General features: G+C 55.1%; 26 protein-coding genes and 8 tRNA genes. 17 read left to right on the top strand and 17 right to left on the bottom strand.

Annotated elements, in window-relative coordinates; genetic code table 11:
- Positions 1 to 11 precede the first annotated feature (11 nt).
- Positions 12 to 911, bottom strand: coding sequence for an oxygen-dependent coproporphyrinogen oxidase (gene hemF / locus ACOTX1_RS00565; RefSeq protein ID WP_023314620.1), 900 nt, complete (start codon positions 909 to 911; stop codon positions 12 to 14).
- Positions 911 to 1,786, bottom strand: a complete 876-nt coding sequence (amiA, locus tag ACOTX1_RS00570) for an N-acetylmuramoyl-L-alanine amidase AmiA (RefSeq protein ID WP_023314619.1) — start codon at positions 1,784 to 1,786, stop codon at positions 911 to 913. The genes hemF and amiA overlap by 1 nt, the downstream gene beginning before the upstream one ends.
- A 212-nt stretch (positions 1,787 to 1,998) precedes the next feature.
- Between amiA and ACOTX1_RS00575 the strand changes: the two genes are divergently transcribed.
- The 10 genes from ACOTX1_RS00575 to pdxK all read left to right on the top strand — a co-directional run bounded on the left by ACOTX1_RS00575 (position 1,999) and on the right by pdxK (position 10,293).
- Positions 1,999 to 2,424, top strand: a complete 426-nt coding sequence (locus ACOTX1_RS00575; protein ID WP_003861292.1) for a GNAT family acetyltransferase — start codon at positions 1,999 to 2,001, stop codon at positions 2,422 to 2,424.
- Complete coding sequence (locus tag ACOTX1_RS00580; protein WP_023314618.1) at positions 2,411 to 2,860, top strand: DUF2919 domain-containing protein; 450 nt, start codon at positions 2,411 to 2,413, stop codon at positions 2,858 to 2,860. The genes ACOTX1_RS00575 and ACOTX1_RS00580 overlap by 14 nt, the downstream gene beginning before the upstream one ends.
- A 63-nt stretch (positions 2,861 to 2,923) precedes the next feature.
- On the top strand, positions 2,924 to 3,499 hold the full coding sequence (locus ACOTX1_RS00585) for an RpoE-regulated lipoprotein (RefSeq protein WP_003861296.1): 576 nt from the start codon (positions 2,924 to 2,926) through the stop codon (positions 3,497 to 3,499).
- A 92-nt stretch (positions 3,500 to 3,591) separates the two neighbouring features.
- Positions 3,592 to 4,491, top strand: coding sequence for a Dyp-type peroxidase (locus ACOTX1_RS00590; RefSeq protein WP_421766812.1), 900 nt, complete (start codon positions 3,592 to 3,594; stop codon positions 4,489 to 4,491).
- Positions 4,492 to 4,666: 175 nt separating this feature from the next.
- Positions 4,667 to 5,680 (top strand): sulfate ABC transporter substrate-binding protein, encoded by a 1,014-nt coding sequence (locus ACOTX1_RS00595; protein WP_023314617.1) that lies wholly within the window; start codon positions 4,667 to 4,669, stop codon positions 5,678 to 5,680.
- Positions 5,680 to 6,513 (top strand): sulfate/thiosulfate ABC transporter permease CysT, encoded by an 834-nt coding sequence (gene cysT / locus ACOTX1_RS00600; protein WP_003861303.1) that lies wholly within the window; start codon positions 5,680 to 5,682, stop codon positions 6,511 to 6,513. The genes ACOTX1_RS00595 and cysT overlap by 1 nt, the downstream gene beginning before the upstream one ends.
- The gene (cysW, locus tag ACOTX1_RS00605) at positions 6,513 to 7,388 is read left to right on the top strand and encodes a sulfate/thiosulfate ABC transporter permease CysW (RefSeq protein ID WP_003861305.1); all 876 of its coding nucleotides are present in this window, start codon (positions 6,513 to 6,515) and stop codon (positions 7,386 to 7,388) included. Before cysT ends, cysW begins: the two co-directional genes overlap by 1 nt.
- Entirely contained in the window at positions 7,378 to 8,472 is a 1,095-nt protein-coding gene (gene cysA, locus ACOTX1_RS00610; RefSeq protein ID WP_003861309.1) for a sulfate/thiosulfate ABC transporter ATP-binding protein CysA, read from the top strand. Before cysW ends, cysA begins: the two co-directional genes overlap by 11 nt.
- A gap of 67 nt (positions 8,473 to 8,539) precedes the next feature.
- Positions 8,540 to 9,451 (top strand): cysteine synthase CysM, encoded by a 912-nt coding sequence (gene cysM / locus ACOTX1_RS00615; protein WP_023314615.1) that lies wholly within the window; start codon positions 8,540 to 8,542, stop codon positions 9,449 to 9,451.
- A gap of 5 nt (positions 9,452 to 9,456) precedes the next feature.
- Positions 9,457 to 10,293 (top strand): pyridoxine/pyridoxal/pyridoxamine kinase, encoded by an 837-nt coding sequence (gene pdxK / locus ACOTX1_RS00620; protein ID WP_023314614.1) that lies wholly within the window; start codon positions 9,457 to 9,459, stop codon positions 10,291 to 10,293.
- Between the two features lie 44 nt (positions 10,294 to 10,337).
- Here the strand turns inward: pdxK and crr are convergent, their stop codons facing one another.
- From crr to cysZ, 5 genes are all read right to left on the bottom strand, one after another.
- Positions 10,338 to 10,847, bottom strand: a complete 510-nt coding sequence (crr, locus tag ACOTX1_RS00625) for a PTS glucose transporter subunit IIA (protein WP_003861316.1) — start codon at positions 10,845 to 10,847, stop codon at positions 10,338 to 10,340.
- A 40-nt stretch (positions 10,848 to 10,887) separates the two neighbouring features.
- A complete protein-coding gene (gene ptsI, locus ACOTX1_RS00630) occupies positions 10,888 to 12,615 on the bottom strand; it encodes a phosphoenolpyruvate-protein phosphotransferase PtsI (RefSeq protein ID WP_023314613.1) in 1,728 nt (575 codons plus the stop codon).
- Between the two features lie 45 nt (positions 12,616 to 12,660).
- On the bottom strand, positions 12,661 to 12,918 hold the full coding sequence (gene ptsH / locus ACOTX1_RS00635) for a phosphocarrier protein Hpr (protein ID WP_000487600.1): 258 nt from the start codon (positions 12,916 to 12,918) through the stop codon (positions 12,661 to 12,663).
- A 317-nt stretch (positions 12,919 to 13,235) separates the two neighbouring features.
- Complete coding sequence (gene cysK, locus ACOTX1_RS00640) at positions 13,236 to 14,207, bottom strand: cysteine synthase A (RefSeq protein WP_006811453.1); 972 nt, start codon at positions 14,205 to 14,207, stop codon at positions 13,236 to 13,238.
- Positions 14,208 to 14,370: 163 nt separating this feature from the next.
- A complete protein-coding gene (cysZ, locus tag ACOTX1_RS00645) occupies positions 14,371 to 15,132 on the bottom strand; it encodes a sulfate transporter CysZ (RefSeq protein ID WP_023314612.1) in 762 nt (253 codons plus the stop codon).
- Positions 15,133 to 15,361: 229 nt separating this feature from the next.
- Here cysZ and zipA point away from each other — a divergent pair, with 229 nt between their 5' ends.
- From zipA to ACOTX1_RS00660, 3 genes are all read left to right on the top strand, one after another.
- Positions 15,362 to 16,393, top strand: coding sequence for a cell division protein ZipA (gene zipA / locus ACOTX1_RS00650; RefSeq protein WP_032609784.1), 1,032 nt, complete (start codon positions 15,362 to 15,364; stop codon positions 16,391 to 16,393).
- A 67-nt stretch (positions 16,394 to 16,460) separates the two neighbouring features.
- Positions 16,461 to 18,476 carry an NAD-dependent DNA ligase LigA gene (ligA, locus tag ACOTX1_RS00655; protein ID WP_032634218.1) on the top strand — a complete coding sequence of 672 codons (2,016 nt, stop codon included), beginning with the start codon at positions 16,461 to 16,463 and terminating at the stop codon, positions 18,474 to 18,476.
- 1 nt (position 18,477) lies between these two features.
- Positions 18,478 to 18,693 (top strand): DUF3820 family protein, encoded by a 216-nt coding sequence (locus tag ACOTX1_RS00660; protein ID WP_003861328.1) that lies wholly within the window; start codon positions 18,478 to 18,480, stop codon positions 18,691 to 18,693.
- Here ACOTX1_RS00660 and ACOTX1_RS00665 read toward each other — a convergent pair.
- The gene (locus tag ACOTX1_RS00665; RefSeq protein WP_023314609.1) at positions 18,690 to 19,685 is read right to left on the bottom strand and encodes a bile acid:sodium symporter family protein; all 996 of its coding nucleotides are present in this window, start codon (positions 19,683 to 19,685) and stop codon (positions 18,690 to 18,692) included. The two genes, ACOTX1_RS00660 and ACOTX1_RS00665, sit on opposite strands and share 4 nt — an antisense overlap.
- A gap of 89 nt (positions 19,686 to 19,774) precedes the next feature.
- Between ACOTX1_RS00665 and ACOTX1_RS00670 the strand changes: the two genes are divergently transcribed.
- On the top strand, positions 19,775 to 20,716 hold the full coding sequence (locus tag ACOTX1_RS00670) for a LysR family transcriptional regulator (protein WP_023314608.1): 942 nt from the start codon (positions 19,775 to 19,777) through the stop codon (positions 20,714 to 20,716).
- Here ACOTX1_RS00670 and ACOTX1_RS00675 read toward each other — a convergent pair.
- From ACOTX1_RS00675 to ACOTX1_RS00705, 7 genes are all read right to left on the bottom strand, one after another.
- The gene (locus ACOTX1_RS00675; protein ID WP_023314607.1) at positions 20,707 to 21,048 is read right to left on the bottom strand and encodes a FlxA-like family protein; all 342 of its coding nucleotides are present in this window, start codon (positions 21,046 to 21,048) and stop codon (positions 20,707 to 20,709) included. The two genes, ACOTX1_RS00670 and ACOTX1_RS00675, sit on opposite strands and share 10 nt — an antisense overlap.
- A 137-nt stretch (positions 21,049 to 21,185) precedes the next feature.
- Positions 21,186 to 21,261, bottom strand: a tRNA-Lys gene (locus tag ACOTX1_RS00680).
- A gap of 4 nt (positions 21,262 to 21,265) precedes the next feature.
- Positions 21,266 to 21,341, bottom strand: a tRNA-Val gene (locus tag ACOTX1_RS00685).
- A 4-nt stretch (positions 21,342 to 21,345) separates the two neighbouring features.
- Positions 21,346 to 21,421, bottom strand: a tRNA-Val gene (locus tag ACOTX1_RS00690).
- Between the two features lie 29 nt (positions 21,422 to 21,450).
- A tRNA-Val gene (locus tag ACOTX1_RS00695) sits at positions 21,451 to 21,526 on the bottom strand.
- A gap of 41 nt (positions 21,527 to 21,567) precedes the next feature.
- Positions 21,568 to 21,643, bottom strand: a tRNA-Val gene (locus tag ACOTX1_RS00700).
- Between the two features lie 41 nt (positions 21,644 to 21,684).
- Positions 21,685 to 21,760: transfer RNA gene (locus ACOTX1_RS00705), tRNA-Val, on the bottom strand.
- Positions 21,761 to 22,018: 258 nt separating this feature from the next.
- On the opposite strand from ACOTX1_RS00705, the gene gltX reads away from it, so the two are divergent.
- Entirely contained in the window at positions 22,019 to 23,434 is a 1,416-nt protein-coding gene (gltX, locus tag ACOTX1_RS00710) for a glutamate--tRNA ligase (RefSeq protein ID WP_003861336.1), read from the top strand.
- Between the two features lie 52 nt (positions 23,435 to 23,486).
- Here gltX and ACOTX1_RS00715 read toward each other — a convergent pair whose 3' ends face one another.
- Positions 23,487 to 23,873 (bottom strand): YfeC-like transcriptional regulator, encoded by a 387-nt coding sequence (locus ACOTX1_RS00715; RefSeq protein ID WP_017383469.1) that lies wholly within the window; start codon positions 23,871 to 23,873, stop codon positions 23,487 to 23,489.
- Between the two features lies 1 nt (position 23,874).
- Entirely contained in the window at positions 23,875 to 24,234 is a 360-nt protein-coding gene (locus ACOTX1_RS00720) for a YfeC-like transcriptional regulator (RefSeq protein ID WP_023314606.1), read from the bottom strand.
- A 217-nt stretch (positions 24,235 to 24,451) separates the two neighbouring features.
- Here ACOTX1_RS00720 and ACOTX1_RS00725 point away from each other — a divergent pair.
- A tRNA-Ala gene (locus ACOTX1_RS00725) sits at positions 24,452 to 24,527 on the top strand.
- Between the two features lie 41 nt (positions 24,528 to 24,568).
- Positions 24,569 to 24,644 (top strand) — tRNA-Ala (locus ACOTX1_RS00730).
- Positions 24,645 to 24,673 lie beyond the last annotated feature (29 nt).

The raw sequence follows: 24,673 nt of genomic DNA on the forward strand, positions 1-24,673 counted from the left end.
CCATCCGGCAGTTAAATCCAGTCGCGTACTTTAAGGAACTCACTCAAGGCAGCCTCCGGGCTGCCTTCTTTTGGCGCGTAGCTGTATTCCCAGCGCACCAGCGGCGGCATCGACATCAGAATGGACTCCGTGCGCCCACCGGTTTGCAGGCCAAACAGCGTCCCGCGATCCCATACCAGGTTAAACTCCACGTAGCGCCCGCGGCGGTAAAGCTGGAACTCACGCTCGCGCACGCCGTAGTCGGTGTCTTTGCGGCGTTCGACAATCGGAATATAGGCGTTGGTAAAGCCTTCACCCACCGCGCGCATAAAGCTGAATGCGGTATCAAAATCCGGGGTGTTGAGATCGTCAAAGAACAGTCCGCCGATGCCGCGCTGCTCGTCGCGGTGCTTCAGATAGAAATAGTCATCGCACCATTTTTTGTATTTCGGGTAAACGTCTTCGCCAAACGGCAGGCAGAGGTCGCGCGCGGTGGTGTGCCAGTGCACGGCGTCCTCTTCGAAGCCATAGTAAGGCGTTAAGTCGAAACCGCCACCAAACCACCAGACCGGATCGGCCCCCGGTTTTTCCGCGATGAAAAAGCGCACGTTGGCGTGGCTGGTTGGCACAAACGGGTTATGCGGATGCACTACCAGCGAGACGCCCATCGCCTCGAAGCTGCGGCCCGCCAGTTCAGGCCGATGCGCCGTGGCGGACGCTGGCATTGCATCACCGTGGACGTGGGAGAAGTTGACCCCGGCCTGTTCAAAAATACCGCCGTTACGCAGCACGCGGCTGCGCCCGCCGCCGCCCGCTTCGCGCTGCCAGGTGTCTTCCTGGAATTCACCGCCGTCTGCGGCGGAAAGTTTCTGGCAAATCGCGTCCTGTAACTGCATCAGGAAAGTTTTGACCAGCTGTGCATTCGGTTTCATCAACGTTTCCTGGAGTGCGCTTTTTGATTATCGAACCAGTTGAAATAACTGATGACCCCGGAGGCGATGGCGTTCGCGATCTTCTGACGAAACGCCTTAGTGCCGAGTAAACGCTCTTCTTCCGGGTTGGTAATGAACGAGGTTTCCACCAGCACGGACGGTATGGACGGGGACTTCAGCACCACAAACGCGGCCTGCTCGGTGCTTTTGCTGTGCAGACGGTGCACGGGCTTAATCCGTTTAAGGATATGCGAGCCGAGCGTCAGGCTGTTTTTGATGGTATCGGTCTGCACGAGATCAAACAGAACCTGCTGTAACAGATGGTCTTTGTCGGTAGCTTTTTTCCCGGCCACTTCATCCGCCCGGTTTTCACGATCGGAGAGGTATTTCGCCATGGCGCTACTGGCGCCACGGTTGGAGAGAGCGAACACCGAGGCGCCTGCGGCGGAAGGGTTTGTGAAGCCATCCGCGTGAATGGACATAAACAGGTCTGCGCCGTGCTTGTGGGCAATCTCCACGCGATCGTACAGTGGGATAAACGTGTCGCCCGTGCGCGTCAGGCGGGCGTCAATACCGTTGCTGCGTAAAATTGCGCGCACATTTTTTGCAATTGCCAGCACGACGTGTTTTTCTTTCGAACCGTTTCGGCCAATGGCGCCGGTGTCGATCCCGCCGTGGCCTGGATCGAGCATGACCAGACGCTTTGCGCCGGCTTTTTTGGTTTTCGGCTTGCTGTGTCCGTTACTGGTTTTAAGCGTGCTCTCTTCTTTTGCCTGAGCCTGCTTTGCGATGCCCGTTAACGTTAAGGCCGCCAGCCCCGCTTTGAGAACCTGACGACGCGATGTGAGTGCTTTTAATGGTTTGAATGTGCTCATGCGGCCTGAATTGTAAAAATTGGGGTCCTGGTGTTATATCGTATCGTGTTTCCCGTTACGACAGTCCTTATTGAGAATTGTTTTACTTTTCATTTCAATACGTGACAAAGTGACATTATGCCAAATTTTGGCGAGTTTTTCCCCGGTTATTGGCTAAATGCCCTGTTCACGCCATAATCACTGTTTTTAAACCCGAAAAGGCGGTTAATACCATGGAGATACGCGTTTTTCGCCAGGAAGATTTCGAAGAGGTGATCACCCTTTGGGAGCGCTGCGATCTGCTGCGTCCGTGGAACGATCCGGAGATGGACATCGAACGGAAGGTGAATCACGATGTCAGTCTGTTTCTGGTCGCTGAGGTCAACGGCGAAGTAGTCGGGACGGTGATGGGCGGGTACGACGGCCACCGCGGCTCGGCCTACTATCTGGGCGTGCACCCGGAATACCGCGCGCGCGGCATCGCCAACGCGCTGCTTAACCGTCTGGAAAAGAAGCTGATCGCCCGTGGCTGCCCGAAAATCCAGATTATGGTCCGGGAAGATAACGACGTGGTGCTGGGCATGTATGAACGTCTGGGCTACGAGCATGCGGATGTACTGACGCTGGGTAAGCGCCTGATCGAAGATGAAGAGTACTGAGTTCCACCCTGGCGACTACGACGTTCACGGTCGTCTGCGTCTGCCTTTTTTGTTCTGGTGCGTTTTGCTGTTGCAGGCCCGCACCTGGGTGCTGTTCGTGATGGCTGGCGCGTCGCGCGGGCAGGGCGATACGCTACTGAATCTCTTTTATCCCGATCACGATGCGTTCTGGCTGGGGTTACTGCCCGGTGTACCGGCGGTGCTGGCGTTCCTGTGCAGCGGACGGCGGCAGTTCCTCCCGCGCTTCTGGCGCGCACTTCGCTGGCTATTGATTCTGGCGCAGGTTGTGCTCCTGGTCTGGCAGCCCGTGCTCTGGCTGTACGGCGAGCCGCTATCAGGTATCGGGATTGCGCTGGTGGTGGCGGATATTGTCGCGCTGCTGTGGCTGGTCACGAATCCCCGTTTACGCGCCTTTTTTACGCAAGAGTCAGATTAAAACGGCACTTTTTGCCGATACTGCACTCCAACAAGCGTTGATTTACTACGTAAGGACGTCTCAATGAAATCGCTGCGTTTACTTTTATGCGCTCTCCCGCTGGCGTTAACCGGCTGTTCCACGCTCTCATCCATCAACTGGTCTGCGGCCTATCCGTGGAACTGGTTTGGATCCTCAACGGAAGTGACCGAGCAGGGCGTGGGCAAAATTACCGCCTCGACGGCGCTGGATCAGGATGCCATTCAGGATGCCATCGGCAGTGATTATCGCCTGCGCAGCGGCATGAAAACCGAGAACGGCAACATCGTGCGCTATTTCGAAGCGTTGAAAGATGACAAGGTGGCAATGGTCATCAACGGCGATAAAGGTACGGTCAACCGCATTGCGGTGATGGATGAAGAGATCCCGACCTCAGGTGGCGTGAAGGTGGGAACGCCGTTTGGCGAACTCTATCAGAAAGCGTTTGGCCACTGCGCCAGTGTGCCGTCGGAGGAGAGCGTGGCGGTCGAGTGTAAGGCCGACGGCAGCCAGCACATTAGCTATGTATTCAGCGGCACCTGGAACGGTCCGGAAGGGTTAATGCCGTCTGACGACACCCTGAAAAAGTGGAAAGTGAGCAAAATTATCTGGAAGCAGTAATTTGCGCCTGAGCAAGCCGCCTCGCTGAAATCCAGGTATAATAGCCGCCATCAATGCCACGCAGTCGTGGCATCTTTTTTTCAGGAGGAGCGATGTCTCAGGTTCAGAGTGGCATTTTGCCAGAACATTGCCGCGCGGCGATTTGGATTGAAGCCAACGTCAAAGGGGATGTGGATGCCCTGCGCGCGGCCAGCAAAGTTTTCGTTGATAAACTGGCCACCTTCCAGGCCAAATTCCCCGAAGCCCATCTGGGCGCGGTGGTTGCCTTTGGCAATACCGTCTGGCGTCAGCTGAGCGGCGGCGAAGGCGCAGAAGAGCTGAAAGATTTTATTCCTTATGGCAAAGGTCTTGCGCCTGCCACCCAGTATGACGTCCTGATCCATATCCTCTCCCTGCGCCACGACGTGAACTTCTCCATCGCTCAGGCAGCGATTGAGGCCTTTGGTGACAGCATCGACGTGCAGGAAGAGATCCACGGTTTCCGCTGGGTGGAAGAGCGCGATTTGAGCGGCTTCGTCGACGGCACCGAAAACCCGGCCGGGGAAGAGACGCGCCGCGAGGTGGCTGTAATCAAGGATGGCGTTGACGCGGGCGGCAGCTACGTGTTCGTCCAGCGCTGGGAGCATAACCTCAGGCAGCTCAACCGCATGAGCGTGCATGACCAGGAGATGATGATTGGCCGCACCAAAGACGCCAATGGAGAGATTGACGGCGATGCGCGTCCGGTCACGTCCCACCTGTCCCGCGTTGACCTTAAAGAAGACGGTAAGGGGCTGAAGATTGTTCGCCAGAGCCTGCCGTACGGCACCGCGAGCGGTACGCACGGCCTGTACTTCTGCGCTTACTGCGCGCGCCTCTACAACATTGAACAGCAGCTGCTGAGCATGTTTGGCGATACCGACGGCAAGCGTGACGCCATGCTGCGCTTCACCCGTCCGGTGACTGGCGGCTACTACTTTGCGCCGTCCGTTGAGCGCCTGCTGGCGCTGTAAATCGCTCTCCATTCGTAGGCCGGGTAAGCGTTAGCGCCACCCGGCAATTTCTCTCGCACCCTTATTCCCTTTTCTGCTTCTAAATCACCAAACGGTATATAAAACCGTTACTCCTTTAGACTCCGTTATAAATATTATGACTATAAGATAGTCATCACATTTATAAGGGTGCGCAATGGCCGTTACTGTACTGAAAAAAGGATCGCTGGCACTGGCAGGTTTACTGTTGGTGGCGCAGGCGCAGGCAACCGAGTTGCTGAACAGTTCTTATGATGTTTCGCGCGAGCTGTTTGCCGCCCTTAATCCCGCATTTGAACAGCAGTGGGCGAAAGAGAACAACGGCGACAAGCTGACCATCAAACAGTCGCACGCTGGCTCATCCAAGCAGGCGCTGGCCATTTTGCAGGGGCTGAAAGCCGATGTGGTGACCTACAACCAGGTCACGGATGTGCAGATCCTGCACGACAAAGGCAAGCTTATCCCGGCGGACTGGCAAAGCCGCCTGCCGAACAACAGTTCGCCGTTCTACTCCACCATGGGCTTCCTGGTGCGCAAGGGCAACCCGAAGAACATCCACGACTGGAACGACCTGGTGCGTTCAGACGTAAAGCTGATCTTCCCGAATCCGAAAACCTCCGGCAACGCACGTTACACCTATCTGGCGGCGTGGGGCGCGGCGGACAAAGCTGACGGTAACGATAAAGCGAAAACCGAACAGTTTATGACCCAGTTCCTGAAAAACGTCGAGGTGTTTGATACCGGCGGTCGTGGCGCAACCACTACCTTCGCCGAACGCGGGCTGGGCGACGTGCTGATCAGCTTTGAATCCGAGGTGAACAATATTCGTAAACAGTACGAAGCGCAGGGCTTCGAAGTGGTTATCCCGAAAACCAACATTCTGGCCGAGTTCCCGGTGGCGTGGGTGGATAAAAACGTTAAGGCTAACGGCACAGAAAAGGCGGCGAAAGCCTACCTGAACTATCTGTACAGCCCGCAGGCGCAGACCGTTATCACCGACTACTACTACCGTGTCAACAACCCGGACGTGATGAGCAAGCTGAAAGACAAATTCCCGCAGACCGAGCTGTTCCGCGTGGAAGATCATTTCGGCGCCTGGCCTGAGGTGATGAAAACGCATTTTGCCAGCGGCGGTGAGTTAGACAAATTGCTGGCGGCGGGGCGTAAGTAATGTTTGCAGGATCAACAAGACGTGTGCTGCCGGGTTTTACCTTAAGCCTCGGGACCAGCCTGCTGTTCGTCTGTCTGATTTTATTGTTACCGCTCAGCGCTCTGGTGATGCAGCTCGCTGAGATGAGCTGGTCCCAGTACTGGGAAGTGGTCACCAACCCTCAGGTGGTGGCGGCCTATAAGGTCACGCTGCTGTCTGCGTTCGTGGCCTCGATTTTTAACGGCGTGTTTGGCCTGCTGATGGCGTGGATCTTAACCCGCTATCGCTTCCCGGGCCGCACGCTCCTCGACGCGTTGATGGATCTGCCCTTTGCCCTGCCGACGGCAGTGGCCGGTTTGACGCTGGCGTCGCTGTTTTCCGTGAACGGCTTTTACGGTGAGTGGCTGGCGAAGTTTGATATCAAAGTGACCTATACCTGGCTCGGTATCGCGGTGGCGATGGCCTTTACCAGCATCCCGTTTGTGGTGCGTACCGTGCAGCCGGTGCTGGAAGAGTTAGGACCCGAATACGAAGAGGCCGCGGAAACCCTGGGCGCCACGCGCTGGCAGAGTTTCCGTAAGGTTGTTCTGCCGGAACTTTCTCCGGCCTTGCTGGCGGGGGTGGCGCTCTCCTTTACCCGCAGCCTCGGTGAATTTGGCGCGGTCATTTTTATCGCCGGGAACATCGCGTGGAAAACCGAAGTGACCTCGCTGATGATTTTTGTCCGTTTGCAGGAGTTTGATTATCCGGCCGCGAGCGCGATTGCCTCGGTGATCCTTGCCGCGTCGCTGCTGCTACTGTTTTCGATTAACACTCTGCAAAGTCGCTTTGGTCGACGTGTGGTAGGTCACTGATGGCGGAAGTTACGCAATTGAAGCGCTATGACGCGCCCCGCATCAACTGGGGCAAATGGTTTCTGATTGGTACCGGCGTGCTGGTCTCCGCATTCATTCTCGTCGTGCCGATGGTGTACATCTTCGTACAGGCCTTCAGCAAAGGGATTATGCCCGCGCTGCAAAATCTGGCCGATCCGGACATGCTCCACGCCATCTGGCTGACGGTGATGATTGCCCTGATCACTGTCCCGGTGAATCTGGTGTTTGGCGTATTGCTGGCCTGGCTGGTAACGCGCTTTAACTTCCCGGGGCGTCAGCTGCTGCTGACCCTGCTGGATATCCCGTTTGCGGTGTCTCCTGTGGTGGCGGGTCTGGTTTATCTGCTCTTCTACGGCTCCAATGGCCCGCTGGGCGGCTGGCTGGATGAACACGACCTGCAAATCATGTTCGCCTGGCCGGGGATGGTGCTGGTGACCGTCTTTGTCACCTGTCCGTTCGTGGTGCGCGAGCTGGTGCCAGTGATGCTCAGCCAGGGCAGCCATGAAGATGAAGCCGCGGTGCTGCTCGGCGCTTCCGGCTGGCAGATGTTCCGCCGCGTCACGCTGCCGAATATCCGCTGGGCACTGCTTTACGGCGTGGTGCTGACCAACGCCCGTGCGATCGGTGAGTTTGGCGCGGTGTCGGTAGTATCCGGCTCGATTCGCGGCGAAACCCTGTCGCTGCCGTTACAGATTGAATTACTGGAACAGGACTACAACACCGTCGGTTCCTTTACGGCCGCAGCGTTGCTGACGCTGATGGCCATTTTGACCCTGTTTTTGAAGAGTGTGGTGCAGTGGCGTTTAGAGAATCAGGAAAAACGTCAGCATCAGGAGGGAAATCATGAGCATTGAGATTGCCAATATTAAGAAGTCTTTTGGTCGCACCCAGGTGCTGAATGATATCTCGCTGGATATCCCTTCCGGACAAATGGTGGCGCTGCTGGGGCCGTCTGGCTCCGGTAAAACCACGCTGCTGCGTATTATCGCCGGGCTTGAGCACCAGACCAGCGGACATATCCGCTTCCACGGTACGGACGTGAGCCGCCTGCATGCCCGCGACCGTAAAGTGGGCTTTGTATTCCAGCATTACGCGCTGTTCCGCCACATGACGGTATTTGACAACATTGCGTTTGGCCTGACCGTGCTGCCGCGTCGTGAACGTCCAGATGCCGCCGCCATCAAAGCGAAAGTGACCAAACTGCTGGAGATGGTGCAGCTTGCACATCTGGCGGACCGCTTCCCGGCTCAGCTTTCCGGCGGGCAGAAGCAGCGCGTGGCGCTGGCGCGTGCGTTAGCCGTTGAACCGCAAATCCTGCTACTGGACGAACCGTTTGGCGCGCTGGATGCGCAGGTGCGTAAAGAGCTGCGCCGTTGGCTGCGTCAGCTGCATGAGGAACTCCAGTTCACCAGCGTTTTCGTGACCCACGATCAGGAAGAGGCGATGGAAGTGGCCGACCGCGTGGTAGTAATGAGTCAGGGCAACATTGAGCAGGTTGACGAGCCAGAGCAGCTCTGGCGTGAACCGGCGACCCGCTTTGTGCTGGAGTTTATGGGAGAAGTAAACCGCCTTCAGGGCACCATTCGCGGCGGTCAGTTCCACGTTGGCGCGCACCGCTGGCCGCTGGGGTATACCTCCGCGCATCAGGGGCCGGTGGATCTGTTCCTGCGTCCGTGGGAAGTGGACGTCAGCCGCCGTACCAGCCTGGATTCACCGCTTCCGGTGCAGGTGCTGGAAGCTAGCCCTAAAGGCCACTACACCCAATTGGTGGTACAGCCCCTGGGCTGGTACACCGAGCCGCTGACCGTGGTTATGCGTGACGACGAGCCGCCGCACCGGGGGGAACGCCTGTTTGTGGGGCTGCAACACGCGCGCATTTATCACGGCAACGAGCGCATCGAGACGCGCGAGGATATTGCTCTGGCGGTGTCAGCCTGATAGGTTATTGAGTATGTTTTTCGCCCGGTGGCGTGATGCTTACCGGGCTTTTTATTGAGTAAAAATCGTGAATACACTCGAACACACCATCGGCAACACCCCTCTGGTCAAACTTCAGCGCATGGGGTGTGACAACGGCAGCGAAATCTGGGTCAAACTTGAAGGCAATAACCCGGCGGGGTCGGTGAAAGACCGGGCGGCGCTGTCGATGATTGTTCAGGCCGAAAAGCGCGGCGAGATAAAGCCCGGCGATGTGCTGATCGAAGCCACCAGCGGTAACACCGGTATCGCACTGGCGATGATAGCCGCCCTGAAAGGCTATCGTATGAAGCTGCTGATGCCGGATAACATGAGCCAGGAGCGCCGTGCCGCCATGCGTGCCTACGGGGCCGAGCTGATTCTGGTGAGCAAAGAGCAGGGGATGGAAGGGGCGCGAGATTTAGCGTTAGCGATGGCGGAGCGCGGGGAAGGCAAGCTGCTCGACCAGTTTAATAACCCGGACAACCCGTACGCGCACTACACCACCACCGGCCCGGAAATCTGGCAGCAAACCGACGGGCGCATCACCCACTTTGTCTCCAGCATGGGGACCACGGGCACGATCACCGGTGTGTCACGCTTTCTGCGTGAACAGGATAAGCCAGTGACGATTGTCGGCCTGCAACCGGAAGAGGGGAGCAGTATTCCGGGCATCCGCCGCTGGCCGGCGGAGTATATGCCGGGCATCTTTAATGCGCAGCTTGTGGACCAGGTGCTGGATATTCATCAGCGCGAGGCGGAAAATACCATGCGTGAGCTGGCCGTACGTGAAGGCATCTTCTGCGGCGTCAGCTCTGGCGGTGCCGTAGCGGGCGCGATCCGGGTGGCTGAGTCCACGCCGGGAGCGGTGGTCGTAGCGATTATTTGCGATCGCGGCGACCGTTACCTGTCTACCGGCGTCTTTGGTGAAGAGAGTTATTCGCAGGGGGCGGGGATTTAAGCGTCATGGAGATGATTTTATTCCGGGATAACACCCGGGCGCAGCAAACCGATATTGTCGCCGTACAGTCGCAGGTGGTGTACGGCAGCGTGGGAAACAGCATCGCGGTGCCGAATATTCGCACCCACCGGCTGAACGTTACCGCCGTGCCGACGGTGCTGTTCAGCAATACGCCACACTACGACACCTTCTACGGCGGGGTGATCCCGGACGAGTGGTTCAGCGGCTACCTGAAGGCGCTGGAAGAGCGTGAGATTTTACGCGAGTTAAAAGCGGTGACAACCGGGTATATGGGCAGTGCCAGCCAGATCGTGCTGCTGGCGCAGTGGCTGAAGGCGATCAAAGTGCAACATCCCGATCTGCTGGTGCTGGTTGACCCGGTAATCGGGGATATCGACAGCGGGATGTACGTGAAGCCGGATATTCCTGAAGCCTACCGTGAACATCTGCTCCCGCTGGCCCAGGGCATTACGCCCAACGTGTATGAACTGGAAGTGCTGAGCGGCAAACCGTGCCGTACGCCGGAGAGCGCCATTGCCGCCGCGCAGGGGCTGCTGTCCAACTCGCTGAAATGGGTGGCTATCACTAGTGCGCCAGTGGCTGACGATCCGCAGAATATCCACGTCGTGCTGGTGAGCGAAAAAGGTGTTACCGTTAGCGCGCACCCGCGCGTAGAGACGGATCTGAAAGGGACGGGGGATCTGTTCTGTTCGGAGCTGGTGAGCGGTATCGTCGGGGGTAAAACCGTGGCCGACGCCATTCGCATGGCGGGCGACAGGGTGACTGACGTGATGATCTATACGCAGTCGAAAGGCTATGACGAGCTTATCCTGCCTGCATAAACAAAAATGGCGCCCGAAGGCGCCATTTTACCGTGCGGCAAGAATTACTTCTTGATGCGGATAACCGGGGTTTCACCCACGGTAACGCTGCCAGACAGTTTGATCAGTTCTTTAATTTCGTCCATGTTGGAGATAACAACCGGCGTCAGGGTAGACTTGGCTTTTTCTTCCAGCAGTGGCAGATCGAATTCAATTACCGGGTCGCCAACTTTAACACGCTGGCCTTCTTCCGCGATACGTTTGAAGCCTTCGCCTTTCAGTTCAACGGTGTCGATACCGAAGTGAACGAACAGTTCGATACCGCTATCGGATTCGATAGAGAACGCATGGTTGGTTTCAAAAATTTTACCGATGGTGCCGTCAACTGGAGCAACCATTTTGTTGCCAGTTGGTTTGATAGCAATGCCATCACCAACGATTTTCTCAGCAAACACTACATCCGGCACGTCTTCGATGTTGACGATCTCGCCGGAGAGCGGAGCAACAATCTCAATAGTTCCGGAGTCTTTCTTGTCATCAGAAACCAGAGATTTCAGTTTATCGAACAAACCCATGATCTTCTCCTAAGCAGTAAATTGGGCCGCATCTCGTGGATTAGCAGATTGTTTTTTCTTCAATGAACTTGTTAACCAGCGTCATTAACTCGTCCGTTGTCGGTTGAGCAAGAGCCTGCTCTGCTAACACCTTCGCATCTTCGAAGTTCGTGTTACGGATAATCTTCTTAATGCGCGGGATGGAAATGGCGCTCATAGAGAATTCGTCCAGACCCATACCCAGCAACAGAAGTGTAGCACGTTCGTCGCCTGCAAGCTCACCACACATGCCAGTCCATTTACCTTCTGCATGAGAAGCATCAATAACTTGCTTGATCAAATTCAGTACGGACGGTGACATTGGCTGGTAGAGATGTGAAATCATATCATTACCACGGTCAACTGCCAGGGTGTACTGCGTTAAATCATTGGTACCGATACTAAAGAAATCAACTTCTTTGGCTAAATGACGCGCAATGGTCGCGGCTGCCGGTGTTTCCACCATCACGCCGATCTCAATGGATTCGTCAAATGCTTTACCTTCGTCGCGCAGTTCCTGTTTGTAGATTTCGATCTCTTTCTTCAGTGCACGCACTTCTTCAACAGAGATGATCATCGGGAACATGATGCGCAGTTTACCGAAAGCGGAGGCACGCAGAATAGCGCGAACCTGGTCACGCAGGATCTCTTTGCGATCCATGGCGATACGCACGGCACGCCAGCCCAGGAACGGGTTCTCTTCTTTCGGGAAGTTCATGTACGGCAGCTCTTTGTCGCCACCGATGTCCATGGTACGGACGATAACCGCCTGCGAGCCGCACGCTTCCGCAACCGCTTTGTACGCTGCAAACTGCTCTTCTTCCGTTGGCAGAGCGTCGCGATCCATGAACAGGAATTCAGTACGATACAGACCCACACCTTCCGCGCCGTTGCGCTCAGCGCCGTCAACGTCACGTACGGTACCGATGTTAGCGCACACTTCAACCTGATGGCCGTCCAGCGTGATGGCTGGCAGATCTTTCAGTTTAGCGAGTTCCGCTTTCTCGGTAGCAACCTGCTCCTGAACGGCGCGCAGTTGCTCGATCACATCGTTAGTTGGGTTGACGTAAACCACGTTGTTTACGGCATCCAGAATCAGATAGTCGTCGTTTTTAACCTGAGAGGTAACGCTACCGGTACCCACGATGGCTGGCAGCTCCAGAGAACGCGCCATGATTGAGGTGTGGGAGGTACGTCCACCTGCGTCAGTAATGAAACCCAGCACCTTGTTCAGGTTCAGCTGTGCGGTTTCAGACGGGGTCAGGTCAGCGGCAACTAGGATAACTTCGTCCTGAATCGCGCTCAGATCGATGATGGCCAGACCCAGGATATTGCGCAGCAGGCGCTTACCGATGTCACGTACGTCAGCCGCACGCTCTTTCAGGTATTCATCGTCCAGCTCTTCCAGGGCAGATGCCTGACCTTCGATAACTTCATGCGCAGCCGCGTCGGCCGTCATGCCTTTATCTTTAATCAGGGCTATGATTTCCTGCTCCAGCTCCTCATCTTCGAGCAGCATAATGTGCCCTTCGAAGATGGCTTCTTTTTCTTCACCGAAAGTTTCGCCAGCTTTAGTTTTAATCGCTTCCAGTTGCGCAGATGCCTTGGCACGACCGCTCAGAAAACGTTCAACTTCCTGATCAACCTTGTCGGCAGAAATTTTTTTCCGGTCAATGACGATTTCGTCTTCTTTCAGCAGCAATGCTTTGCCGAAAGCGATACCCGGGGATGCTAAAATGCCTGAAATCATAACCCTACCTTACTTGTGACTGATATTGAAAAGAACCCGGTAAACTTACTCGAGTTCAGCCATCAGCTTAACCAGATGCTCAACTGCTTTCTGCTCGTCTTCACCTTCAGCGGAGATGGTAACAACGGTACCCTGAGTCAGGCCCAGAGTTTGCAGCTTGAACAGGCTTTTTGCGCTAGCGCTTTTGCCGTTGGAAGTCACAGTGATTTCAGAAGTGAAGCCTTTCGCTTCTTTAACAAACTGAGCAGCAGGGCGGGTGTGCAGACCGTTCGGAGCGGTAATGGTAACTTCTTGCTGGAACATTGTATTTCCCCAACTTATAGGTTTAGTGTTGTGGAACTAAAGTCTAGCCTGGCGACTTAACTTTAGCCTGTATAGTTAGCGCTGACGTTTCAATCGTCATTAAACATTATGCAGTGAAAGCAAGACTTGAACCAAATCATAAAATCGATTCAGCAGCGCTATTTCGTTCACCGATTAATTTCGCGCATCAAAATAATTGCTGGTTTAAATACCAGACCCAACGGGGTGAAGCAATGCCAGGAGGGGTAAAACTTTGAAGCAGGCCACAAAAAAGCACCTGAAAAGGTGCTTTTTTACGCGTTTTTAACATGCTGGCATCACTGTTGCAGTTCTTTCTCTGTGAAGAGATCGGCAAACAGTGCTGTGCTTAAGTAACGCTCACCCGAAGACGGTAGGATAACCACAATGTTCTTATTGGTAAAGGTTTCGTCTTCCAGCAGTTTGAGCGCTGCCGCAACCGCCGCACCGGAAGAGATACCCGCCAGAATGCCTTCCTCGTCCATCAGGCGACGCGCCGTAGAGATGGCTTCTTCATTGGTGATGGCGACCACTTTATCGATCAGCTTCAGATCGAGGTTGCCTGGAATAAAGCCAGCCCCGATACCCTGGATTTTGTGCGGACCTGGTTTGATCTCTTCGCCTGCCAGCGCCTGAGCGATAACCGGCGAGTCGGTTGGCTCAACGGCAACGGTAATCAGATCTTTTTTACCTTTCGTGCCTTTAATATAGCGAGACACCCCGGTCAGCGTACCGCCGGTGCCTACGCCGGAGATAAACACATCAACCTGACCGTCGGTATCTTCCCAGATTTCCGGGCCGGTGGTTTTCTCATGAATTTCCGGGTTGGCCGGGTTGCTGAACTGCTGGAGCAGCAGATATTTTGCAGGATCGCTGGCGACGATTTCTTCGGCCTTCTGAATCGCGCCCTTCATGCCTTTCGCGCCTTCGGTCAGGACCAGGTTCGCACCCAGCGCTTTCAGCAGCTTACGACGCTCAATGCTCATGGTTTCAGGCATAGTCAGCGTCAGCTTATAGCCACGCGCCGCCGCAACATAGGCCAGAGCGATACCCGTATTGCCGCTGGTGGGTTCAACCAGCTCAACGCCAGGTTTCAGCACGCCACGCTTTTCAGCATCCCAAATCATATTCGCACCGATACGGCATTTAACGCTGAAGCTTGGGTTACGAGATTCGACCTTCGCCAGAATGCGTCCATTACCGATACGGTTCAGTCGAACCAGGGGCGTATGACCGATAGTCAGCGAGTTGTCTTCATAAATCTTACTCATGGCCTGTCCTTAACTGTATGAAATTGGGATACCGACCCAGCATACCTGTTGAACAGGTATGGGGAAGTAAGGAAATCGCATATCTATATGCTGCAAGGAAATAATGGGGATCAGTATGGAATAAGGGGCGGCATAAGCCACCCCTCTTTTACACATTTTTGCATTACTTCCATAACGCGTGCTTAGCGCGGTAGCAGTCCACCCACATCGCCGTCGCGCCGCATACGGCAACGGGCATGATGAACAAATTCAGGAAAGGGATCATGGTGAACAGGCTGGTCAGCGCGCCAAACTGCATATTGGCAACCTTCTGAGTGCGCAGGGCAGTGCGCATCTCTTTAAACGGCACTTTGTGGTTATCGAACGGATAATCACAGTACTGGATAGCGAGCATCCAGGCGCTGTACAGGAACCACAGCACGGGCGCGACCGTCTGGCCAATCCCGGGTACAAAATAAAGGATAAGCAGCACAATCGCCCGCGGCAGGTACCAGGCGAACTTCTGCCATTCACGCTTCATGATGCGGGGGAGATCTTTCACGAGCCCCAATACGCCCGTGTCAGGTGGCGTCGCACCGGTCAGGCGCGCTTCAAGCTGTTCGGCCAGCAGACCGTTGAACGGCGCGGCTATCCAGTTTGCTATCGTCGAAAAGAAATAGCCGAAAACCAGCAGCACGGAGATAACCGCAATCGGCCAGAGCAGGTAGTCTAGCCACTGTAACCAGTCCGGCACATAGCTCATCAGGGAAGGGATCCACGTTTCCAGTCTGGTGAACAGCCACCAGAAGGCCCCGCCCATCAGAATAATGTTGATCAGTAACGGCAAAATAACGAAGCGTCGAATGCCCGGCAGGGAGACCAGTTTCCAGCCCTGAGAAAAGTACCAGACCCCGCTGCGTGGGGCAGAAGAAGATGTTGAAACCATACCAGGCTGTACTCCTTTTTACACAACCAGTGGAATTGCCCGCCTATATTATCCAGTTACGGGCCAATGACCAGTTCGGAAATGTTCGAAAAACCAGCAAAAAGCACGATTTAGTTCATCTTTATGCTGTGAATGCTCTGCATACACTTGCACTTGACGTAAACGGCAAATACTCTTAGTGAGTAAATGTTTGCCGTGGTGGCAAGGTGTTAGAACAACAGAGAATATAATGATGCAGGATTTGCGTCTGATATTAATCATTGTTGGCGCGATCGCCATAATCGCTTTACTGGTACATGGTTTCTGGACCAGCCGTAAAGAGCGTTCCTCTATGTTTCGCGATCGTCCACTGAAGCGCATGAAGTCCAGTCGTGACGACGATGACGTTGAAGACGACATCGACGGTCTTGACGACGACGGCGTGGGTGAAGTTCGTGTTCATCGGGTCAATACTGCGCCCGGCGCAGCGCATGGAGAGCATGAAGCCCCCCGCGCTCCGCAGCACCAGTATCAACCACCGTATGCCTCTGCCCAGCCGCGCCAGCCAGCGCCGCCGCCAGTGGAAGAACCTGTTCGTCATCCGCCGCACCAGCCTGTGCAACAGCAGCCCGTTGCGCCACAGCCTGTACAGCCGCAACCTGTCCAACAGCCTGCACAGCCAGTGCATCAGCCACAGCCTGTTCAGCAGCCGCAGCCAGTGCATCAGCCACAGCCTGTTCAGCAGCCGCAGCCGGTACAACAACCGCAGCCGCAGCCTGAACCGCCTGCGCCACAGCCCGCCCCGCGCGCTGAGCCAGAGCCGGTTGCAGAGCCAGAACCGGTTGTTGAAAAGCCGCAGCGTAAAGAAGCGGTGATCATTATGAACGTGGCTGCTCATCATGGCACCCATCTGAACGGTGATGTGCTGCTTAACAGCATCCAACAGGCAGGCTTCAAGTTCGGCGACATGAATATTTTCCATCGCCACCTGAGTCCTGACGGCAGCGGTCCGGCGCTGTTCAGCCTGGCCAATATGGTCAATCCAGGCACGTTTGACCCGGAAATGACCGGTGATTTCGTCACGCCAGGCGTTACGATCTTTATGCAGGTGCCGTCCTACGGTGACGAGCTGCAAAACTTTAAGCTGATGCTACAGTCCGCTCAGCACATCGCCGACGAAGTGGGCGGTGTGGTGCTCGACGATCAGCGTCGAATGATGACGCCGCAGAAACTGCGCGAGTATCAGGACCGCATCCGCGAAGTTAAGGAAGCGAACGCGTAATCGTCGCGTTAACTTAACTCCTCCTCAACCCCCGCCTGTCGGGGGTTTTTCTCATTGATGGTGCGATATGGACTCAATCGAACAACAACTTACTGAACTGCGAACCACGCTTCGCCATCATGAATATCTCTATCATGTTATGGACGCACCGGAAGTGCCGGATGCGGAGTATGACCGCCTGATGCGTGAACTGCGCGAGCTGGAAGCGCAGCACCCCGAACTGATTACGCCCGATTCTCCAACGCAGCGCGTCGGTGCGGAACCGCTGGGCGCTTTCAGCCAGGTGCGCCACGAAGTGCCGATGCTGTCGCTGGATAACGTGTTTGATGAAGAGAGTTTTCTGGCTTTCAACAAGCGCGTGCAGGATCGCCTGAAGAGCGTCGACAATCTGAGCTGGTGCTGCGAGCTAAAGCTGGATGGTCTGGCCGTCAGTATTCTTTATGAGAACGGCGTGATGGTGCGTGCCGCAACGCGCGGCGACGGCACTACCGGGGAAGACATCACCACCAATGTGCGCACTATTCGTGCGATCCCGCTGAAACTGCGTGGCGATAACATTCCCGCCCGGCTGGAAGTGCGCGGGGAAGTGTTCCTTCCGCAGGCGGGCTTCGAGAAGATCAACGAAGAAGCGCGTCGTACCGGCGGGAAAGTGTTTGCTAACCCGCGTAACGCGGCGGCAGGTTCGCTGCGTCAGCTCGATCCGCGTATCACCGCGAAGCGACCGCTTACTTTCTTCTGCTACGGCGTCGGGATCCTGGAAGGCGGTGATCTGCCAGATACCCACCTGGGGCGTTTAATGCAGTTCAAAGAGTGGGGATTACCGGTAAGCAACCGTGTGCAGCTCTGCGACTCTCCGGAGGCGGTGCTGGCGTTCTATCACAAGGTTGAAGAAGCTCGTCCCACGCTCGGGTTTGATATTGACGGCGTGGTGATCAAGGCTAATTCGCTGGCGTTGCAGGAACAGTTGGGATTTGTGGCCCGTGCGCCACGCTGGGCGGTGGCCTTTAAGTTTCCGGCGCAAGAGCAGATGACCTTCGTTCGCGACGTGGAGTTTCAGGTCGGACGTACGGGGGCCATTACGCCTGTGGCGCGTCTGGAGCCTGTGCAGGTGGCTGGCGTGCTGGTAAGTAACGCCACGCTGCATAACGCCGATGAAATTGCGCGTCTGGGGCTGCGAATTGGTGACAAAGTGGTGATTCGCCGCGCGGGTGATGTGATCCCACAGGTGGTTAACGTTGTGGAGTCTGAACGTCCTGCCGACACCCGTGCCATCGAGTTTCCAGCCCACTGTCCGGTATGTGGTTCTGACGTTGAGCGCGTGGAAGGTGAAGCGGTAACGCGCTGTACGGGCGGGTTAATCTGCGGCGCGCAGCGTAAAGAGTCCCTGAAGCACTTCGTCTCCCGCCGGGCGATGGACGTGGACGGAATGGGTGACAAGATTATCGACCAGCTAGTTGAGAAAGAGTACGTCCATACGCCTGCGGACCTCTTTACCCTGACGGCAGGTAAGCTGACCGGTCTTGAGCGTATGGGACCGAAATCTGCCCAGAACATCGTTAACGCGCTCGAGGCGGCCAAAAACACCACCTTTGCCCGTTTCCTTTACGCGCTCGGCATTCGTGAAGTCGGAGAGGCGACGGCGGCAGGGCTGGCGGCGTATTTCGGCACGCTGGACGCGCTGGAGAAAGCCACCATCGACGAGCTACAGAAAGTTCCTGATGTCGGCATTGTGGTCGCCACCCACGTTTTCAACTTCTTCGCCGAAGAGAGCAACCGTGAAGTGATCGGTAAATTACTGGAACAGGGCATTCACTGGCCCGCACCGGTAGTGGTTAATGCCGAAGAGATCGACAGCCCGTTTGCCGGTAAAACGGTGGTGCTGACCGGCAGCCTGAGCCAGCTCTCGCGCGATGATGCGAAAGCGCGCCTGGTGGCGCTGGGGGCAAAAGTGGCAGGAAGCGTGTCAAAGAAAACCGACCTGGTGATTGCCGGGGAAGCGGCCGGTTCGAAGCTGGCAAAAGCGCAGGAGCTTGGCATCGAGGTAATCGACGAAGCGGAAATGATGCGCCTGTTAGGAGAGTGACGTGGAAAAAGAGCAGCTCGTTGAGATCGCCAATACGGAGATGCCGTTCGGTAAATATAAGGGTCGCAGGCTGATTGATTTACCGGAAGAGTATCTGCTGTGGTTTGCCCGTAAGGATGAGTTCCCCGCCGGGCGTCTGGGCGAGCTGATGGCTATCACGTTACTGATCAAAACAGAGGGGCTGACCCAGCTGGTTCAGCCCCTGAAACGTCCTTAAACTTTCGCGGCGTGGGTCTCTTCCTGCGCCAGCTTTTCAGTCTGCGCCTTGTAACGCCGCGCCAGTATCGCACACACCATCAGCTGGATCTGATGGAAAATCATCAGCGGCAACACCATCATCCCAATGACAGACGTCGGGAACAGGATATTGGCCATCGGGATCCCGTTGGCGAGGCTCTTTTTCGATCCGCAAAATACAATGGTGATTTCATCGGCCTTGTTGAAGCCGCATTTGCGGGCCACAAAGACGTTAACCGCGATGACAATGGCCAGCAGAACGATGCTTACCACCACAATAAACAGCAGCGATCCAGCACCCACCCTGTGCCAGATGCCGTTCACCACGGCTTCGCTGAAGGCCGTGTAAACCACCAGCAGAATGGAGCTTTGGTCCGTTTTCCCGATCCATTTTTTATGTTTCGCCACAAACTCCCCAATCCAGGGACGGGATAAGTGTCCGAGCACAAACGGCAGCAGCAGTTGCAGACAAATTTTACCCACCTGCTCCAGATTGCCTTCCGCCCCGTGCATGTTCATCAGCAGACCGACCAGCAGCGGTGAAACAAAGATCCCGAGCAGGCTGGAAGCGGAAGCAGAACAAACCGCCGCCGCGACGTTACCGCCCGCCAGCGAGGTAAAGGCAATTGCAGACTGCACGGTGGCCGGCAAAATGCACAGATAAAGGAAACCGGTATACAGCGCCGGATCGACATTCACCGGCGCCCACCAGGCGAACAGCACGCCCAGAACCGGGAAGAGGATAAAAGTGCTGCACATTACCCACAGATGCAGTCGCCAGTGGCTACCGCCTGCAATAATGGCTTCCCGGGAGAGTTTGGCGCCATGCATAAAGAACAGCAGGGCAATGGCTGCCGTGGTCAGTCCTTCAATAACCGGAACGAAACTGCCCCGCGCCGGGAAGAACGAGGCCAGCAAGACGACACCAATCAGGGTCAGCGTAAACGGATCAAGGATACGAAAAAGTTTCATAATCACTCCTGAAAACAGATGCCGCTATTGTGCTTTCTTCCCTTTGAGAAATAAAATTGATTTATTGCATCCATTCATGAATTAAACAGATGAATTATTCGTTACGTCAGCTTCGCGTTTTCGTCACCGTCGCACAGGCCCGCAGCTTTAGCCGGGCAGGGGAGATCATTGGCCTCAGCCAGTCGGCGGTGAGCCATAGCGTTAAGGAGCTTGAAACGCAAACGGGCGTGAAGCTGCTCGACCGCACGACGCGAGAAGTGGTGCTCACCGAAGCGGGACAGCAGCTGGCAATGCGTCTGGAGAGGCTGCTGGATGAACTGAACAGTACGCTCAGGGATGTCGGCCGGCTCGGACAACAGCTTTCCGGCACCGTGAGAGTGGCGGCGAGCCAGACGATTTCGGCGCATCTTATTCCCCAGTGCATCGCTGAAAGTAATCACCGCTATCCGGATATTGATTTTGTTTTGCATGACAGGCCGCAGCAGTGGGTACTTGAGAGTATCCGTCAGGGGGATGTGGATTTTGGCATCGTTATTGATCCCGGAGCGGTAAGCGACCTGGAATGTGAAGTGGTACTCTCGGAGCCCTTTTTATTGCTCTGCCGCGATGATGATCCTCTGGCATCGCTGCCGCAGGTGGCCTGGCAGGCCTTGCAGGGGGCAAACCTGGTGTTACAGGATTATGCATCAGGCAGCCGCCCGCTGATAGATGCCGCACTGACCGCGCAGGGTGTTAAGGCAACCATTGTGCAGGAGATCGGGCATCCTGCCACGCTGTTCCCCATGGTCGAAGCGGGGATTGGCATCAGCGTTCTGCCGGCGCTGGCGCTGCCACTGCCGCAGGGGAGTCGTTTAACCGTGAAGCGTTTCGTACCCTGTGTCGAACGCCAGCTGATGCTGGTACGCCGTAAAAACAGGTCTCTTTCCGGCGCGGCGCATGCCTGCTGGGATGTGGTGCGTATGCAGGCCGAACGTTTGATGGAGGCCCGCACACGCGATCCACTTTTTAACGAAACCAATAATCAGATGTAGATATTAATCTTATGTTCTGCGGAGGGCTTATTGATGCCTTCCGCGACTGCCTCACCTTTTTCCTGCTTTGGCATCGCCTCTTCGGCCTGCTGACGCTGCAATTGCGCCAGCTGTGCCTGCAACATAGCCAGCTGAGATTCGAGTAATTCTTGCTGCTTTTGCTTTTCTTCTGCTGTGGCATCACCCATGGCCACTTCTTTGAGCTGCTGAGTGACTTTCGTTATCTGTTTGGTCAGACGGGTGATTTGAGAAGCAATGTCGTTTCCGCCGGAGCTGTTATCTACGCTGCCGATTTCCATCGCCGACAGAGAAACGGGCTTAAGAGTTGTCATATTGAGATCCTTTTCGCCATAAAATAGAGGTATCGGCAAAGAAGGCGTGAGCTTGAGTAAAACAAGCGGTCTGGCTGCAATGGGGATGTGCTATGTCGCAGATAGCAAAAAAGCGCCTTTAGGGCGCTTTTTTACATTGGTGGGTCGTGCAGGATTCGAACCTGCGACCAATTGATTAAAAGTCAACTGCTCTACCAACTGAGCTAACGACCCGAAATGGTGGGCGATGACGGGCTCGAACCGCCGACCCCCTCCGTGTAAAGGAGATGCTCTACCAACTGAGCTAACGACCCGAAATGGTGGGCGATGACGGGCTCGAACCGCCGACCCCCTCCGTGTAAAGGAGATGCTCTACCAACTGAGCTAATCGCCCATTTCGGAACTGCTGCGATAAGGTGAGAATGGTGGGCGATGACGGGCTCGAACCGCCGACCCCCTCCGTGTAAAGGAGATGCTCTACCAACTGAGCTAATCGCCCAATCTCAATTCTTATCTACACTGCGAGTCTACCGAAGTAGATGGTGGGTGATGACGGGCTCGAACCGCCGACCCCCTCCGTGTAAAGGAGATGCTCTACCAACTGAGCTAATCGCCCAATCTCAATTCTTATCTACACTGCGAGTCTACCGAAGTAGATGGTGGGTGATGACGGGCTCGAACCGCCGACCCCCTCCGTGTAAAGGAGATGCTCTACCAACTGAGCTAATCACCCCCGCTGTGTGGAGTCGCATTATAGGGAGAGTTGAAAATGAGTCAACGCATTTTCTAAAGTTTTTATTCGTTCGTCGTAAAATTAGTCAAAACGATCGCAAAACGGACTGTGGCGCATGATTTATAAACAAAAACAGCAATCTCGAACCGGATAAAGTGATCGACATTGAGGAATCGGCCCACAGTGATAGAATATTGCCCATTGTTTTCTTCCCGGAATTTGCCGATTACCGGCATCTTTATAACGTAAGGCCATTTCATGAAAATCAAAACTCGCTTCGCGCCGAGCCCGACAGGCTATCTGCATGTCGGTGGTGCACGTACCGCTCTCTACTCCTGGCTTTTCGCACGTCACAACAACGGTGAGTTTGTGCTGCGTATTGAAGACACCGATCTGGAGCGCTCAACGCCGGAAGCAATTGAAGCCATTATGGATGGGATGAACTGGCTGAATCTGGCGTGGGACGAAGGCCCATACTTCCAGACCAAACGTTTTGACCGCTATAACGCCGTAATTGACGAGATGCTGGTGGCAGGCACGGCCTATAAGTGTTACTGCTCCAGGGAGCGTCTGGATGCGCTGCGCGAAGAGCAAATGGCAAAAGGCGAAAAACCGCGTTATGACGGTCGTTGCCGCCATGACCACAGCGAGCATGCTGCTGATGAGCCTTGCGTAGTGCGTTTTGCTAACCCGCAGGATGGCTCTGTTATCTTTGATGACCAGATCCGTGGTCCGATCGAATTCAGCAACCAGGAGCTGGATGACCTCATCATTCGTCGTACTGACGGATCGCCAACCTATAACTTCTGCGTAGTTGTGGACGACTGGGATATGGAAATCACTCACGTGATCCGTGGTGAAGACCATATCAATAACACCCCGCGTCAGATCAACATTCTGAAAGCGCTGAACGCGCCTGTACCGGTGTATGCGCACGTATCAATGATCAACGGTGACGACGGTAAAAAGCTGTCCAAACGTCATGGCGCGGTGAGCGTGATGCAGTACCGTGATGACGGCTATCTGCCGGAAGCGCTGCTGAACTACCTGGTGCGTCTGGGCTGGGCTCATGGTGACCAGGAGATCTTCAGCCGCGAAGAGATGATCGAGCTGTTCTCTCTGAACTCGGTGAGCAAATCAGCCAGCGCGTTCAACACTGACAAACTGCTGTGGCTGAACCATCACTACATCAATACCATGCAGCCAGAATATGTAGCGACTTATCTGCAATGGCACATTGAACAGGCAAACATCGATACCCGTACGGGCCCTGAACTGGCGGATCTGGTGAAGCTGCTTGGCGAGCGTTGCAAAACGCTGAAAGAAATTGCTGAAAGCTGCCGTTACTTCTATGAAGAGTTTGACGCGTTCGACGCCGACGCGGCCAAGAAACACCTGCGTCCGGTTGCGCGTCAGCCGCTGGAAGTGGTGCGTGACAAACTCGAAGCCATTACCGAATGGACTGCGGAAAATGTTCACCACGCGATTCAGGCTACCGCTGATGAGCTGGAAATTGGCATGGGTAAAGTCGGTATGCCGCTGCGCGTTGCGGTGACGGGGGCAGGCCAGTCTCCGGCGCTGGACGTGACCGTTCATGCCATCGGCAAATCACGTAGCGTTGCGCGTATCAACAAAGCGCTGGACTTTATTGCTGAGCGCGAAAGCCAGCAGTAATGCTCGTGTAATACAAAAAACGGCAGGGTAACCTGCCGTTTTTTTATGCCTGTTATTCAGCAATACCAAGACGCGTGAGAAAACCCTGCAACCCTTCACGAGCGAGCAACTTGTGCAAACGTTCCTGTTCGACAGTCGTCATGTTTTCCAGCGAGTCGATAATTTGTGGAAGCAGGCTGGATGAGGTTGCCACGCCGTAATGGGAAGGGCTTTCCGCCACATGGTAAACAGCCCGACGGTTACGAATGGCAGGAAGGCTAATGATGTGCTCCTTAACGTGCGCATCAATACATATCACCCTCGCTCTTCCGCCTTTTACACCGTTGATACCTTCCGTTTTCCATCCCTTCTGTCGTATCCAGCGATTAACGGTTTGTCGGGCTACGCCCAGACTGTCCGCCAGCTCTTCCGTGGTCATTTTGCTGCGTAATCTTTTCATATCAGCGTTGGTCGCGAATCCCTAAACGTTGTAACAAGCCGGTAATCCCTTCCCGCAGTAACAGCGATGTCATCTGCTTTTGCTCTTCCGGCGTCATTTCATTCGCCAGCGTCAGGAGCAGGGCATGAAGCGAGCCCTCGTGGTACGTATCTGGCAGTTCCGGCGTCTCTGTTGCCCTGCGCGCGCTGCGAATAAAGTCGCGCACTTTTTCATTGACGTGTACCAGACGCGCCTTGCCACCCTGAACGCCTGGCTTTGGCGATGTAATCCAACCCTCTTTGCGTACCCATTTATTGATGGTCTGTCGGCTATAGCCAGTCAGCAGGGCTATCTCTTCTGGCGTCATTCGTTCCTTGATCATACAATTTCCTGAATATCTGTGGGGTTAATTAGTGGTTCATTTTATAGCACCGTTTTACGTGAAAACGTGACAAGCTTAACTCCTGGCTGCGAGCAGGCTCGCAAAGTGATTCATTTGCATGATTTTTCGGCGGTTGAAAGGCGGAGGTTGAATTTGCCGTTGACACTCTGCGGCGGAATTCATATTATGCCGCCCGTCAACATGACAGCTTTACGACGGGGCTATAGCTCAGCTGGGAGAGCGCCTGCATGGCATGCAGGAGGTCAGCGGTTCGATCCCGCTTAGCTCCACCAAACTCTGAACCCAACAGAGTGCGGTAGGTAAAGTAACATGTGGGGCTATAGCTCAGCTGGGAGAGCGCTTGCATGGCATGCAAGAGGTCAGCGGTTCGATCCCGCTTAGCTCCACCAAAATTTAAACCCTCGTCGCAAGACGGGGG

Origin of the sequence: Enterobacter cloacae complex sp. IR5401 (genome assembly GCF_049238425.1) — a bacterium.
GTDB lineage: Bacteria > Pseudomonadota > Gammaproteobacteria > Enterobacterales > Enterobacteriaceae > Enterobacter > Enterobacter hormaechei_C.